This window comes from Halopseudomonas aestusnigri, assembly GCF_002197985.1.
Taxonomy (GTDB): domain Bacteria; phylum Pseudomonadota; class Gammaproteobacteria; order Pseudomonadales; family Pseudomonadaceae; genus Halopseudomonas; species Halopseudomonas aestusnigri.
Map to the genome: position 1 here is coordinate 82,934 of NZ_NBYK01000009.1, position 13,895 is coordinate 96,828.

Sequence of the window (13,895 nt, forward strand, 5' to 3'; positions counted from 1 at the left end):
GGTTAATATGGCAAGAGAATACAGTCGTACCCAGCGTGTGGCGGATCAGATGCAGCGTGAGCTGGCCCAACTGATTCAGCGCGAGGTACGTGACCCGCGTCTGGGTATGGTGACCGTGACCGCGGTCGAAGTCAGTCGCGATATGTCCCACGCCAAGGTGTTTATCACTCTGATGAACCGGGACAGCGCCGAAGACATCGCGCTCAACCTTGAGATCCTCAAGGATGCCTCCGGCTATCTGCGGATGCTGCTTGGGCGTTCGATGAAGCTGCGAACCATTCCGCAACTGCATTTCCAGTACGACGAGAGCATTCGTCGTGGCGTGCATCTGTCTTCGCTGATCGAGCGGGCAGTGGCCGAGGATCGCCAGCACGGCGATGGCGACGAGGAGTAAACCGTGGCAGGAGCGAAGAGCAAGCGCCGTTCCATTGACGGCATCCTGATTTTCGACAAGCCGCTGGGCATGAGCTCCAACGCGGCCCTGCAGAAGGTGCGCTGGCTGTTCAACGCCAACAAGGGTGGTCACACCGGCAGCCTTGATCCGCTGGCGACCGGCGTGCTGCCGCTGTGCCTGGGTGAGGCAACCAAGTTTTCCCAGTACCTGCTGGACGCTGACAAGGCGTATGTCACCGAGGCGCGTCTGGGTATGACCACTGCCACCGGCGACGCCGAGGGCGATGTGCTGGAGATCAAACCGGTCAATGTGACGCTGGCTGAGGTCGAGGCACTGCTGCCGCGCTTTACCGGTGAGATTGATCAGGTGCCGCCGATGTACTCGGCGCTCAAGCATGAGGGGCAGCCGCTTTACAAGCTGGCCCGTGCCGGTGAAACCATCGAGCGCAAGGCGCGTACCATCACCATCAGCCAACTGAAGGTGCTGGGCCTGGAAGGGGATCGTCTGCAGCTGGAAGTGCACTGCAGCAAGGGGACGTACATCCGTAGCCTCGTCGAGGATATGGGCGCCGCGCTGGGCTGTGGCGCGCATGTGTCTGCGCTGCGCCGGATCAAGGCCGGGCCGTTTGACTTGTCCCAATCGGTTACCCTGGAGGCCCTTGAGGCGCTGCACGCCGAGGGTGGCGCCGAGGCGCTTGATCATCTGCTGCTGCCGATGGATAGCGGGCTGGAAGACTGGCCGGTGCTGGAGTTGACCGAGCAGACCGCCTACTACCTGAATCACGGACAGGCGGTGCGCGTGCCGGGCAGTCCGGCGTTTGGCAAGGTCCGCCTGCGCGACGCCAGCGGCCGCTTTCTCGGTATCGGCGAAATGACTGACGATGCCCGTGTTGCGCCCAAGCGGCTGTTGCGCTTCGAGGCGTGATGCTCCGCGGTCTGTGCCGCAGGGACGTCATACAGAATTGGCTGAATCCCCGATCATTCGGGAGTATGATTCGGCATGGAGTTGACCCGATAGCGGGTCGCCACGAGGGTGGCTGTCAACAGGCATGGTCATTCCTCGATTTAAAACACGGGACACTGGTCCCGGCCTGTTACCTCAGAGGAAATACGAGATGTCACTGAGTGTTGAAGAAAAAGCTGCAATCGTTGCCGAGTACAAGCGTGCTGAAGGTGATACCGGTTCTCCGGAAGTCCAGGTGGCTCTGTTGACTGCAAACATCAACAAGCTGCAGGGCCACTTCAAAGAGAACAAGAAGGATCACCACTCCCGCCGTGGTCTGATTCGCATGGTTAACCAGCGTCGCAAGCTGCTGGACTACCTGAAGTCGAAGGACCTGTCTCGTTACAGCGCTCTGATCAGCAGTCTGGGTCTGCGTCGCTAAGACCAGCTCCGTTTGGACATGGCCGGGTCCGATCCCCGGCCATGCCCAGAGTTTCCCCCAAAGGCAAAAGAAGAGAGAGAAGACACCGTGAAACCGGTAATCAAGCAATTCAAGTTAGGCAATAGCACAGTCACCATGGAAACAGGCCGCATTGCTCGCCAGGCTTCCGGTGCCGTTCTGGTCAGTATCGATAATGCTGTCAGCGTTCTGGTCACCGTTGTGGCCGCCAAGCAGCCCGAAGCTGGCCGCGATTTCTTCCCTCTGTCTGTTCATTACATCGAAAAGACTTACGCCGCCGGCCGTATCCCCGGTGGTTTCTTCAAGCGTGAAGGCCGTCCTTCCGAAAAGGAAACCCTGACGTCCCGCCTGATCGACCGTCCGATCCGTCCGCTGTTCGCCGAAGGCTTCATGAACGAAGTGCAGGTTGTCTGCACCGTTGTTTCCACCGACAAGACCACCGATCCGGACATCGCTGCCCTGATCGGTACCTCCGCTGCTCTGGCTATTTCCGGCGTTCCGTTCAGTGGCCCGATTGGCGCTGCCCGCGTTGCCTTCGACGATCAGCGCGGTTACGTGCTGAACCCGACCTACGAAGAGCTGGCAACCTCGCGTCTGGACATGGTCGTCGCCGGTACCGAAGAAGCCGTACTGATGGTTGAGTCCGAAGCGCAAGAGCTGACCGAAGACCAGATGCTGGGTGCGGTACTGTTCGCCCACATGGAATTCCAGGGCGCTATCGCTGCCATCAAGGAATTCGCTGCCGAAGCTGGCAAGCCGGCTTGGGACTGGCAGGCGCCGGCAGAGAACACCGCGCTGATCAACGCCATCAAGGGTGAGTTCGGTGCCGGTATCGCCGACGCCTACACCATCGTCAACAAGCAGGAGCGCTACACCCGTCTGGGCCAACTGCGCGACCAGGCTGTTGCTGCACTGTCCGGCGAAGACGAAGGCAAGTTCCCGGCTGGTGAAGTCAAGGACGTGTTCGGCGAGATCGAATACCGCACCGTTCGCGAAAGTATCGTTAACGGCAACCCGCGTATCGACGGTCGTGACACCAAGACTGTCCGTCCGCTGAACATCGAGGTTGGCGTTCTGGATCGTACCCACGGTTCTGCACTGTTTACCCGTGGCGAAACGCAGGCGCTGGTTGTGACCACCCTGGGTACCGCGCGTGACTCCCAACTGCTGGACATGCTGGAAGGCGAGCGCAAAGAGCCCTTCATGTTCCACTACAACTTCCCTCCCTACTCGGTAGGTGAGTGTGGTCGTATGGGCGGTACTGGCCGCCGCGAAATCGGTCACGGCCGTCTGGCGCGTCGCGGCGTTCAGGCTGTCATGCCCGATATGGATCAGTTCCCGTACTCCATCCGTGTGGTTTCCGAGATCACCGAGTCCAACGGTTCCAGCTCCATGGCTTCCGTTTGCGGTGCCTCTCTGGCGCTGATGGACGCGGGCGTGCCGCTGAAGGCGCCGGTTGCCGGTATTGCCATGGGTCTGGTCAAGGAAGGCGAGAAGTTCGCTGTTCTGACCGACATCCTGGGTGACGAAGATCACCTGGGCGACATGGACTTCAAGGTTGCCGGTACCGAGAAGGGTGTTACTGCGCTGCAGATGGACATCAAGATCAACGGTATCACCGAAGAGATCATGGAAATCGCGCTGCAGCAGGCGCACGAAGCGCGTCTGCACATCCTCAAGCAGATGAACGAAGTGCTGCCCGAGTCGCGCAAGGAAATCTCTTCCAATGCGCCGACCATGCTGAGCATGAAGATCGACCCGGAAAAGATCCGCGACGTGATCGGCAAGGGTGGTGCAACCATCCGTGGTATCTGCGACGAGACTGGCGCCTCCATCGACATCACCGACGACGGCATGGTCAAGATCTTCGCCGCCAGCAAGGACGCCGCCAACGCTGCCAAGGCACGTGTTGACGCCATCACTGCCGAGGCCGAAATCGGCAAGGTCTACACCGGTAAGGTTGAGCGCATTGTCGACTTCGGTGCCTTCGTCAACATCCTGCCGGGTAAGGACGGCCTGGTTCACATTTCCCAGATCGCCAATGAGCGCATCGAGAAAGTGACCGACGTACTGCAGGAAGGTCAGGAAGTGAAGGTTCTGGTACTGGACGTGGACAACCGCGGCCGTATCAAGCTGTCCATGAAGGACGTTGAAGCTGCGGAGACCAGCGGCGTCTGACGACCCGCTGCCTCAGGCACTTGGAAACCCGGCTTCGGCCGGGTTTTTTTGTGGGCATTCACCCTGCATGATCCGGTTGGCACACCCTGTTTGCGTTCGCTGGTCGTCTGGGTGATGCTTCTGCCTGTATTGCAATGATGGAGCGGCGAAATGAAAGGGACTTCCCGGCTGGTGGCTGCGGGTGTGGTGCTGTTTACGACCCTTGGATTGCTGGGGTACCTCTGGGCCAACCAGTTGCGACTGGATGTTCCGGGTTATGGCTTTATTCGGCCTCAGGCAGCCGGGCTTTCTGTACGCCTCGGCTCTCACCTTGTCTGGCTTGATCACGAGGGCCGGGAGCAACAGCATCTGGATCTTGGTCAGGCCGGTATCGCTCCGGCGGGTGACCATGCGTTTTTAAGTAATGGTGATCTGCTGGTCTATCATCGCCCCGAAGAAGCCGGGTTCGGCTACTGGCTGGCGCGCTACCTGCGGCTGCAGAAGACCCCCGGCAGGGCTCTCGTTGGTCCTGAGGGGTTTTATCGTTGCGCCCTGCCTCAACTGGCCTGTGAACCCTACGGTCGACTGCTGCCGGCAATGGACAGTGCCTTTCGTCTTGCACTGGCGGCAGACGATGTTCTCTTTGTTGCGGATACGCCCGGCTTCCATGTTTACCGCCTGTCTGCCGATCAGCTTGAGCTGAAACGCTCACCTGAAGGACTGCTGCGTTTCCCCAATCAGCTTCGCCTGACCGCTGATGGTCTTTGGGTCGCCGATACCAATAACCATCGGTTGGTGATGCTGGATGACGGCGTCGATGACTTTGGCTTGCCAAGGCGCGATGTTGAGCTGCCGGCCCAGGGCGCGCTGCGCTGGCCACATCAGTTTGCCGAACGCGCGGATGGCTGGCTGGTCAACCTGGCCAATAACGCCATGCGTAATGGCCGTCTGGTTCAGTTTGATGGCGATCTGAAGGTCATTGCCACGCCTGCTGCCGAGCTGATCGGTGATCCGTTGGCATTCGAGCTTTGGGGTGACCGTCTGTGGGTTGTAGACGGTGCCGCGCAACGGCTTTTCCTGCTGGATAGTCAGGGCGGACACCCGACCGCGATAGCGAGTCCGACGCTGACCTCGCTGGAGCAGCAGGCGACGCAGCTGCGTGAGCACTACCGCTGGCTGGGGTGGCTGGGACTTGGGGTGATGGGGCTTAGCCTGGTTGCTGGCTTTGCTGCGGCGTGGTTGCTGGAGCGCAAGGAAACCCTGGCGCAATTCCGTGGTTTGGCCGGTCGCGGGTTCATTGCGGCGGTCGCGGCAGAACCTGCGCCGATCCCCGGAGGCGACGTCTACTGGCTACCCAATCGGCTGCAACGGCGCCTGCGCTGGATCATGCCGATGCTGGTGCTGGTCGTTGCAGCACTCGGGTATGTGTTGTTTCAGATGGTGATGCTGGGTAGCGCCGCCTGGCCGCTGGTGTCGCTGGCGTGCTACGGAGCTCTCTGTCTGGGGCTCATGATCCATGATCTGCGGGCCTCGGCGCGGCAGCGGCTTGGGGTGTCCGATCGGGCGTTGATCCTGGATGGACAGGGCAGGCAGCGCACCGTCCCGCTGGCTGAGGTACGCTATAGCGCGACCCATCTGATGGCGGATGACATTGTGCTGTTTCTAGGCAACCCAATGCAGCCGGTGTTTGACCGTCAGGCGCTGGAGACGCTGGTCTTTCCGCGGCTCAAAGCCTCGCGCTTGTGTCCGCCGTGGGCTGTCTGGATGGCACTGTGGCGCAGTCACCACCCGCAGGCGGTGATGGGGGCCATTCTGATTCCGGTGACTCTGGCGCTGCTGCTTTTCTTGCCACAGCTGTCGTGAGTAAGCCGGTGCCCCCGGGTTGCACCGAGGCGCTCGCTATTGCTCTTGGGGTATCAGGCCTTGCCTTGGTCGTCTGTGTCGGTATTGGCCCGCGCCTGCGCCTCGATGAGCTCCTGAAGATAGTCAGCGGTACTTTGACTGGCTGTGCGGTCACTGTTTTGCTGGAGGCGCTGGCGGTTGTCATCGGCCTGGATAGCAGGGCTGGAGGCGAGGAAGGATGCCACAATCAATGCAGACAGATTTTTCATGCAGGGTTCTCCTGTTGATGAGTCCCGCCCCGGTTCCAGCGTATACTTCTGAAATATTCTGAAACTGTTTCTGTTTTTGCAGGATTTCTGGTTCTCGACTTTCTGTCGAGAACCTGTCGCAAGGGCGGTTCGGTCACTATATGGCAGCGACAAAGTGTCGCAGTAGCGTGCTATTTGGCGATTCAGAATTTCCTTTTTGGAAACAATAGGCCCGTTTACGCCCGTCTCACTGTGCATTCGGGTCCCTCTGAACAACCCTGGTGGCGCTTCCGATGCAGGATATGAACGATCTGTTGTGCTTTGCTCGCGTCGTGCGTTTTGGCGGGTTTGCGGCCGCCGAACGAGCAACGGGTGAGCGCAAGTCGAAACTCAGCAAGCGGGTTGCGCGGCTGGAGGCACACTTCGGCGCCCGGCTCATCGAGCGCTCCACTCGCCACTTCCGAGTGACGGATCTGGGGCGCGAGCTTTACCGTGAATGCGAAGTGATCCTGCAGCGTCTGGAGTCGGCCGAGGCGCTGGCGATGACAGCGCGTGATGAGGTGTCCGGTACGGTTCGAGTCAGCATGTCTTCTGGCATGCTGGAGTATTTGGGGCGCGATACCCTGGTCGACTTCATGACCCGCTATCCGCAAGTACGCGTGCAGATCCGGCTGTCCAGTCAGCGGATTGATCTGATTAATGAGCGCATTGATGTTGCCTTCCGAGTGGCAACCCGTTTCGATACCGATCAGTCATTGGCTATGCGTTCGCTTGGGGTTGGCGCACGTATTCTGGTTGCCAGCCCAGCGCTATTGCAGCGCATGGGGGGCGCGCCGGCGCAGCTGGAGGATCTCAGCCGTTTTCCAACCCTGTCGGTTGGCGAGATGCTTGAACGGGATCGCTGGGAGTTTGCCAATGATGCAGGCGAGACCTGCGACTTTCACCATGCCCCGCATTTCAGTTGCGGTGACTTGCAACTGATATGCGAGGCGGCAGTTGCCGGTCAGGGCGTGGTGTTGTTGCCTGAGCATATTTGCGAGCCGGAGGTTCGTTCAGGCCGGCTGGTTCACATCCTGCCCCAATGGCATGCACTGGAAGGCCAGATTCACATGGTCTTCACCACGCCCCGCGGCATGCTGCCGCCGGTGCGTGCTTTTATCGATCACTGTGTGGAAACCCTGGCGCAGCGTGGCGACCGGGCAGCGCGTTGATGGGCGCCGCCTGCAACCGGTCGCGCCGGAAATCGAGCTGGCGCTGCTGCACCGGCTGCAGCTTCACGCGGAGTATCGGGTGTCCTGTTCGGCATCGCCCCGCTTTTCCTGCTTGTGCTGGTCTTCGCTGGCGCCATGCTTCCAGTAGCTGGAGATGTACAGGTCGCTGCGGGCGATTTGGCGTTCCTCTCGCAGGAATTGGCGCAATGCACGCATGCTGGCGAATTCGCACGCGGCCCATACATTCACGCGACCTGCCGGCCAGTCTATCTGGCGCAGACGCTCCACCAGTGCCGCAGGGTTGCTGCCGGGCTCGGGATTGACCAGCCAGTTCAGCGCGATACCGGTTGGCGCGTTCAATGGCTGAATATCCGCCGGATCGATCACTTCCAGTACTGCGACTCCGCAGGCGCTGACCGGCAGGGACTCCAGATTGACACTGATAGCCGGCAGGGCAGTCATGTCACCGACTACAACAAATCCGTCGGCGTCCTGCAGCAGCGGCTTGCGTGGCCCAGGCCCGCCAATCAGGATGGTATCGCCAGGGCTGCATTGCTCGGCCCAGCTTGAGGCCGGACCGCCGTCGGCATGACGAACAAAGTCGACATCAATCTCGCCCGAGCGCTGTGTGCGCACGGTATAGGTACGCATCCGTTGGGGCTGGGTGGTGGTAGCCGGGAAAATCAGTTTGATATAAGCGCCGGCCTGGGCATCCGGGAAGGCTTGCATGCCTTCTCCACCGAGGGTGACTCGTAGCATGTTTCGAGTCACTGGCTGCTTGCGGAGGACCTGCAGGGTCCGTGGTGCGGGTTTGGCCATGGATAATTCTCCAATCAGCTGTCTGGTGGCAGGTCGCCTTCCAGGTTTTGGGTCATATGCCAGGCGATACGGATAAAGTGCTCGACCTCTGCTTGGGTCAGGTCACAGGTCATGCGTGTAAGCGTTTGCTGCTCAAGTTCCTGAATACGCTGCATCATTGCCTCGCCTGCCGGGGTTGGGTGCAGCAAATGGCTGCGTTTGTCTGCCGGGTTGCAGGCCTTGCTGATCAGTCCGGCTTCAAGCAGATCGTTGAGTACGCGGGTGATCTGTGCCTTGTCACGGCGCATGCGCTGGGCGATGCGCCGGGCGGTACAAGCCTGCACATAGCACACTGCCTTGAGAATGCGGACATGGGTGCCGGGCAACGGCAGATTGGCGTCACGGATGGTTTGCACCATATGGCCTCGATAGGCGTGAGCGACTTGCTGCAGAGCGTGGCTGAGTGATGGGCGTTGCATCGATTTGGCTGTGATTAGGTTGACTTTGTCAACCATGTTCATTTTGGTTGACTGTGTCAATCAATTGCCGGCTGTGCCGACGAGCGGCTACATTGAGAAGGAAAGGGCTAGTGGAGGAAATTGATGCCGCGCCTGTTTCTTGGTCTGGAGTTGCCTGAACATCAGTGCCAGCAGTTACTGGCTCTGCAGGAGCCGATTGTTTCCTTGCGCTGGCAGACGGCTGCGCAGCTGCATTTGACTGTGCGTTTCATCGGTGCTGTGCAAGAGCTGCAGGTGGACGAGTTGACATCGGCACTGGCTGCGCTTGATGCGCCGGCGTTTTCACTCCAGCTCGGCGGAGTCGGCTATTTCGGCTCGCCGCAACGGCCAAGTATTCTCTGGGCTGGCGTGGTTGCGCCAGCGCCGCTGCAGGCGCTGCGTGAGCAGGTCGACGAGCTGATCGCCCCTTGGTGCGCCGCCGAGCCACAGCGCTTTGTACCGCATGTCACGCTGGCGCGCTGCGGCCCGGGCAGCGCGCCTCTGCAAGGTTTCCTGCAGCGTCGGCGGGGATTGCTGTCGGTGCCCTGGCAGGTGAAAGAGCTTTGCCTGTTCAACAGTGATCCTGGCTCCGGTGGCTCGCGCTACTCGGTACTGGCGCGTTATCCATTGGAGGGCTGATGCAGCCATTGATTCGTCGTTACGACCCTACAGCCGAGTATTACTTTGACGAAGGCTGTTATATCCATGAACTGTCCAATGCGGCGGATGATCCGCTGTTGTCGGTGGCTCGCGCGCGCCTGCCGCTTGGCGGTCAGACTCGCTGGCATCGGTTGCACGGGGTGACCGAACGTTATCTGATCGAGGCAGGTGAGGGGCTGGTCGAACTGGCAGATCAGCCGGCCCGGCTGGTGGGCGCCGGTGATGTGGTGGTCATCCCGGCGGGCTGCCCGCAGCGTATCCGCTGCGTCGGCGAGCAGGTGCTGGTGTTTTTGGCACTATGCACGCCGCGCTTTGTGCCGGGCTGCTACGAGGATCTGGAGCCAGTGGCCGGTTGATCGACCGAGGCGACTTCCGCAGCGGTGAGGGCCCTGTACTGCCCTGCCCGCAGCGCAGGGTCGAGTTGGATCGCGCCCATGCTTTCGCGGTGCAGGGTAGCCACCTGATTGCCAACGGCATGAAACATTCGCTTGATCTGGTGATAGCGGCCTTCGTAGATGGTTAGCCGGCATTCTCGTGCACCGACCTGCTCCAGTTGCGCCGGTGAGGTGGTCAGCTGCTCGGTGGTCATGTAGATCCCCGAAGCAAAACGCTCGGCGGTGTCGCTGGTGATGGGCCGCAGTGTCGTGACGCGATAGGTCTTGGGCAGCTTTACCCTGGGCTCTGTCAGCCGCCTCGACCAGCTGCCGTCGTTGGTCAGAATCAGCAGCCCGCTGGAGCCGCGATCCAGGCGGCCACCGATATGCAGCTCCGCGCGCAGCTCTGCAGGAAACAGCTCCAGCACGGTTGGGTGCTGCGGGTCGCGGGTGGCGCTCAGGTAGCCGACCGGTTTATGCAACATGAAGAACAATGCAGGACGGTATTGCAGCAGCTGTTCTTCCAGGCAGATAGCCACGAACTGGTCGACCTCAAAACGCGGGTCAAAGACCTGCTTGCCGGCAACGGTTACCCGGCCGCTGGCAATCAGCAGACGCGCGGTCTGCCGACTATGGGGCGTGTTATTGCTGATAAATCGGTCGAGTTTCATGGTCGCGGAGTATACGCGTCTGCCATTACTCCTCGCGATGGGTGCGCTCCCACTCCGGCGGGCGCCAGAGATGTTGCAGGCGCTGCCAAAGCGTGCCCGGTTTGCGCATGTCGCGGGCGATGTCGCGGTATTCGTGCAGCCAGTTGACCAACAGGCTGTTGCTGCAGACAGGTCGGGTAATGCCGTACTCGATCGGCTGATCGTCGCGCTCGCTGGCAAATGTACCAAACAGCCGGTCAAAGAGAATGAAGACACCACCGTAGTTTTTATCGATGTACCCGGGGTTGCGGGCGTGATGAACCCGATGGTGGTTCGGCGTGTTGAACACATACTCGATAGCCGGGTGCAGCTTGCCGATCAGGGTGGTATGGATGAAAAACTGATACACCAGTGACAGGGCATAGCAGATGCCGATCCATACGGGGTTGAAGCCCAGCAGTGATAGCGGCACATAGAACAGCCAGCCGCCGTTGAAGATATTGGTCGCGTTCTGGCGCATGGCGGTGGAGAAGTTCATCCGCTCGCTGGAATGGTGGGTCACGTGTGCGGCCCAGAACCAGCGTACTCGGTGGGAGCTGCGATGCATCCAGTAGAAGCACAGGTCGGTCAGCACCCAGAGCAGAACTGCCGTAGTGAAGGTCAGCGGAATATCGAACAGGCGATGCTGGTAGGCCAGTGCGTGAACCGGGAAGGCAATCAGGCCGGCGAACAGTAACTCTGTCGTCTGGTATCCGGCTCCGAGCATGAAGTTGCGCACGGACTCCCGGGTGTCGACCAGCCTGTGGTCGTGGCGGATTTTAAGGTACTCCCAGACGAATACGCCGATGAACACCGGTGTAGCCAGGACGAATATCAGCTGGCGCTCATCGAATGCCAGCCAGGCGGGCAGAGCGTTCAGCAGGGTCGTCAGGCCGCTGTCTGCGAGCACCTGGGCAAAGCTGTCATAAAGGCGTTCCATCATCCCCTCCAGGTGGTATCGAATGTGATGATGCGCCATGGCGCCGCTTGAATATTGACCGGATATGCTGCATTTTTGACCCAATACGCCAACAGGAATCACCATGGCCATGCCCATGCGGGTCACCGGCGGCTGGATACAGCTGCTGACTGACTGGCTTGATCTTTACCAGTTCCCCGCCCCGGATTTGCGCCTGCTGCTTGATAGTCGGCGTCAGGACGAGGCGGTGCCACTGGCAATCTGGCAGCAACTGCTGGAGCGCGCCAGTATGCTGCCTGCAACGGCGGTTGTGCCGGCGCTGGAGATAGGCGCGCAAGTTCGGCCGCGGCATGTCGGCGTACTTGGCTACCTGAGCCTTGCAAGCCATACGCTGGGCGAGGCATTGCAGGTCTACCGGCGCTATGAGCAGCTGTTCTACGGTCAGCAACTGGTTCGTGTACGCGTGCAGCATGACCTGGTTGTGCTCTGCTGGGACGCTGATGCCAGTACTGGGGCATCGGCCGATACCGTTGCCATCGCAGCGCTGGTCAGTTTTCTGCGACGGCTGCTGCCGGAGGTTTCGGCTGTGGCGCGGGTCGGATTTGTTTTTCCCACGCCTGATGATCGTTCGCGCGCGGCCTATGACGCCTTTTTTGGCTGTGAGGTCGTATTTGACGCTGCTGCTACCGAGGTCGCATTGCCAGTCAGTTGGCTGGCCTGCCGACTGCCGCACAGTGATCCGGACGTGCGCGAGCAGCTGGATCAGCAGGCCAGGGCTCTGTTGCTGGCGCTGCCTGGAGCGGATGCCTTTGATTGCGCACTGCAGCGGGCGCTGGTGCGTCGGTTACCGGAGGGTGAGGTTGGGTTAGAGCTCGTTGCCGAGGAGCTGTGCCTGTCTGCGCGAACCCTGCAACGTCGTCTGCAGCAGCGCGGCCTGACTTGGCGGAGTTTGCTCGATCGCACCCGGCAGCGGCTTGCTGAAGCCTATCTGGCAGACTCGACGCTGCAACTCGGTGAGGTTGCGCTTTTGCTTGGGTTTTCCGAGCAGAGTGCCCTGAACAGGGCTTTTCGTCGCTGGACAGAGACGACTCCCGCACGCTGGCGGCGAGGTCTGCGGGCTACTGCCGTGCCTCCGTCGGCTGGCGGCGATGGGGCGGTAGCGGAGGCATTCCGGTAACTGCCAACGTGCTTGTGTTGCATGGGTGACTTCGTCCAGCGACACTCGCATCATCCGGCGCTACCCGCGTTGGCGGTAGACTTGTATTGACCGACAGGAGATGCAGATGGACTTGCAAGGTTACCTGAGAAGCAAACCCGAGGCTGAGGACGGCTATCCGTTCGGCCCGGATGCCCAGGTCTTCAAGGTTCAAGGCAAGCTGTTCGCGCTGGTGTTCCAGCGGTCGGGCTGCGAGTGCGTTAACCTAAAGTGTGACCCGCACCAGGCTCCGGGCCTGCGTGACCTGTTTGCTGCGGTCAGTCCCGGGTATCACATGAATAAGCGGCACTGGAACACCGTACGCAACGACGACAGTATCCCGCCGGGTGAGCTGCAACGGATGATTGATCACTCCTATGCATTGGTAGTGCGGGGCCTGCCACGAGCCAAAAGACTCGGGCTGGAGGCGCGGCACGGCCGCGACCAGATCTACCGTGGGGCGTTGTGAGCCGCGTGCTGCGCTGCGCCCAGCCCGCTGATTACGAGCGCTGTGTCAGCCTGTTCACCCGCTCGGTGCATACGCTGGCGGCCAGTGATTACGATACTGCCCAGCGCCTGGCCTGGGCGCCGCTGGAGCCGGACCTGCCGGCTTGGCGGCAACGGCTGGATAGCGTGCAGTTGTGGTTGCTCGAAGAGGCGGGCGTATTGCTGGGTTTTATCGGCTTCAGCACGGATGGTCACATCGACCTGCTCTACTGTGCGCCGGAGGCAGCACGCGATGGGGTTGCCTCGCAATTGCTGGCGCACGCCGAAAGCCGCATGCGGGCTGCAGGTGCGGAGCAATTTCGGACCGAGGCGAGTCTGGTTGCCCGGCCGTTCTTTCTGCGCCACGGTTACCGGGTAACGGCGCAGCAATGGGTACAGCGTGGCGCCATACGGCTGCTACGCTGTGAGATGCACAAGCAGATTCGCAGGGAGACAGCGGATGCGGCGGGACGAGGCGAAAGCGCAGCTGGCCAGATTGATGATGGCGGAGATGGAGGCGTCCGAGCGCGCTGAAATTGTCGCGTTCTGGTTTTTCTGCGGTTTTTCCGAGGCAGACCCGCAGGTCGCTGTGCTGCCGGATGCACTGCGCACCCTGGTGTGCCGCGGAGTCGAGCCGGCTGACCCCGGCGACAGTCTGCTTGATCCGCTGGTGCACTCCAGCCTGATCGAGGACCTCTACGGTGTGACCAACGCCTTTTTGCAACAGGCGCTGACTGAGCGTGGGCTGATTGTCGAGCAGATCGACGGTGCCCCCGAGCCCACGTACGCATGCCCTTGCTGCGGTTACTACAGTCTCGGCAGTGAAGGCGGCTATGAGATCTGCGCGGTGTGTTTCTGGGAGGATGATGGCGAGCGTGACCCTGAACAGGTCAGCGGCCCAAATCATCAGACCCTCGCCGCCGGGCGACAGAATGTGCTGACGCTGGGGGCCTGCGACCTGGCGACGGTTGAACGGGTCGACAGGCAGGCGCGACAGCGCTACCGTGCTCCGCAAAGCTGACT

The 13,895-nt window shown here is 60.8% G+C and carries 17 protein-coding genes; 12 read left to right on the forward strand and 5 right to left on the reverse strand.

Annotated elements, in window-relative coordinates:
* Window positions 1-7: 7 nt before the first annotated feature.
* From rbfA to B7O88_RS12900, 5 genes are all read left to right on the forward strand, one after another.
* Window positions 8-394 carry a 30S ribosome-binding factor RbfA gene (gene rbfA, locus B7O88_RS12880; protein WP_088276389.1) on the forward strand — a complete coding sequence of 129 codons (387 nt, stop codon included), beginning with the start codon at window positions 8-10 and terminating at the stop codon, window positions 392-394.
* 3 nt (window positions 395-397) lie between these two features.
* On the forward strand, window positions 398-1,318 hold the full coding sequence (gene truB / locus B7O88_RS12885) for a tRNA pseudouridine(55) synthase TruB (RefSeq protein WP_088276390.1): 921 nt from the start codon (window positions 398-400) through the stop codon (window positions 1,316-1,318).
* 190 nt (window positions 1,319-1,508) lie between these two features.
* The gene (gene rpsO, locus B7O88_RS12890; protein WP_088276391.1) at window positions 1,509-1,778 is read left to right on the forward strand and encodes a 30S ribosomal protein S15; all 270 of its coding nucleotides are present in this window, start codon (window positions 1,509-1,511) and stop codon (window positions 1,776-1,778) included.
* A gap of 87 nt (window positions 1,779-1,865) precedes the next feature.
* Window positions 1,866-3,974: a polyribonucleotide nucleotidyltransferase gene (gene pnp, locus B7O88_RS12895; protein WP_088276392.1), complete on the forward strand. Its 2,109-nt coding sequence runs from the start codon at window positions 1,866-1,868 to the stop codon at window positions 3,972-3,974.
* A 150-nt stretch (window positions 3,975-4,124) separates the two neighbouring features.
* Window positions 4,125-5,816 (forward strand): NHL repeat-containing protein, encoded by a 1,692-nt coding sequence (locus B7O88_RS12900; protein WP_088276393.1) that lies wholly within the window; start codon window positions 4,125-4,127, stop codon window positions 5,814-5,816.
* A gap of 53 nt (window positions 5,817-5,869) precedes the next feature.
* Here B7O88_RS12900 and B7O88_RS12905 read toward each other — a convergent pair whose 3' ends face one another.
* Window positions 5,870-6,064 carry a hypothetical protein gene (locus B7O88_RS12905; protein ID WP_088276394.1) on the reverse strand — a complete coding sequence of 65 codons (195 nt, stop codon included), beginning with the start codon at window positions 6,062-6,064 and terminating at the stop codon, window positions 5,870-5,872.
* Between the two features lie 272 nt (window positions 6,065-6,336).
* Here B7O88_RS12905 and B7O88_RS12910 point away from each other — a divergent pair, with 272 nt between their 5' ends.
* Window positions 6,337-7,254 carry a LysR family transcriptional regulator gene (locus tag B7O88_RS12910; RefSeq protein ID WP_088276395.1) on the forward strand — a complete coding sequence of 306 codons (918 nt, stop codon included), beginning with the start codon at window positions 6,337-6,339 and terminating at the stop codon, window positions 7,252-7,254.
* A 63-nt stretch (window positions 7,255-7,317) separates the two neighbouring features.
* Here the strand turns inward: B7O88_RS12910 and B7O88_RS12915 are convergent, their stop codons facing one another.
* Both B7O88_RS12915 and B7O88_RS12920 read right to left on the reverse strand, forming a co-directional pair.
* Window positions 7,318-8,073 carry a siderophore-interacting protein gene (locus B7O88_RS12915; RefSeq protein ID WP_088276397.1) on the reverse strand — a complete coding sequence of 252 codons (756 nt, stop codon included), beginning with the start codon at window positions 8,071-8,073 and terminating at the stop codon, window positions 7,318-7,320.
* A gap of 14 nt (window positions 8,074-8,087) precedes the next feature.
* Window positions 8,088-8,471 carry a MarR family winged helix-turn-helix transcriptional regulator gene (locus B7O88_RS12920; RefSeq protein ID WP_160003184.1) on the reverse strand — a complete coding sequence of 128 codons (384 nt, stop codon included), beginning with the start codon at window positions 8,469-8,471 and terminating at the stop codon, window positions 8,088-8,090.
* A 183-nt stretch (window positions 8,472-8,654) separates the two neighbouring features.
* Between B7O88_RS12920 and thpR the strand changes: the two genes are divergently transcribed.
* Window positions 8,655-9,188 carry an RNA 2',3'-cyclic phosphodiesterase gene (gene thpR / locus B7O88_RS12925; protein ID WP_088276399.1) on the forward strand — a complete coding sequence of 178 codons (534 nt, stop codon included), beginning with the start codon at window positions 8,655-8,657 and terminating at the stop codon, window positions 9,186-9,188.
* Window positions 9,188-9,565, forward strand: coding sequence for a cupin domain-containing protein (locus B7O88_RS12930; protein WP_088276400.1), 378 nt, complete (start codon window positions 9,188-9,190; stop codon window positions 9,563-9,565). The genes thpR and B7O88_RS12930 overlap by 1 nt, the downstream gene beginning before the upstream one ends.
* Here B7O88_RS12930 and B7O88_RS12935 read toward each other — a convergent pair.
* Together B7O88_RS12935 and B7O88_RS12940 are read right to left on the reverse strand one after the other, a co-directional pair.
* Window positions 9,535-10,254 (reverse strand): pseudouridine synthase, encoded by a 720-nt coding sequence (locus B7O88_RS12935; protein ID WP_088276401.1) that lies wholly within the window; start codon window positions 10,252-10,254, stop codon window positions 9,535-9,537. The two genes, B7O88_RS12930 and B7O88_RS12935, sit on opposite strands and share 31 nt — an antisense overlap.
* 25 nt (window positions 10,255-10,279) lie before the next feature.
* The gene (locus B7O88_RS12940; RefSeq protein ID WP_088276402.1) at window positions 10,280-11,212 is read right to left on the reverse strand and encodes a sterol desaturase family protein; all 933 of its coding nucleotides are present in this window, start codon (window positions 11,210-11,212) and stop codon (window positions 10,280-10,282) included.
* 103 nt (window positions 11,213-11,315) lie between these two features.
* Between B7O88_RS12940 and B7O88_RS12945 the strand changes: the two genes are divergently transcribed.
* The 4 genes from B7O88_RS12945 to B7O88_RS12960 all read left to right on the forward strand — a co-directional run bounded on the left by B7O88_RS12945 (window position 11,316) and on the right by B7O88_RS12960 (window position 13,893).
* Complete coding sequence (locus tag B7O88_RS12945; protein ID WP_088276403.1) at window positions 11,316-12,368, forward strand: helix-turn-helix domain-containing protein; 1,053 nt, start codon at window positions 11,316-11,318, stop codon at window positions 12,366-12,368.
* Between the two features lie 106 nt (window positions 12,369-12,474).
* Window positions 12,475-12,855, forward strand: coding sequence for an MmcQ/YjbR family DNA-binding protein (locus tag B7O88_RS12950; RefSeq protein WP_200818461.1), 381 nt, complete (start codon window positions 12,475-12,477; stop codon window positions 12,853-12,855).
* A complete protein-coding gene (locus B7O88_RS12955) occupies window positions 12,852-13,406 on the forward strand; it encodes a GNAT family N-acetyltransferase (RefSeq protein ID WP_088276406.1) in 555 nt (184 codons plus the stop codon). The genes B7O88_RS12950 and B7O88_RS12955 overlap by 4 nt, the downstream gene beginning before the upstream one ends.
* Window positions 13,333-13,893 carry a CPCC family cysteine-rich protein gene (locus B7O88_RS12960; protein ID WP_235005789.1) on the forward strand — a complete coding sequence of 187 codons (561 nt, stop codon included), beginning with the start codon at window positions 13,333-13,335 and terminating at the stop codon, window positions 13,891-13,893. The genes B7O88_RS12955 and B7O88_RS12960 overlap by 74 nt, the downstream gene beginning before the upstream one ends.
* The last annotated feature ends 2 nt before the right edge of the window (window positions 13,894-13,895 follow it).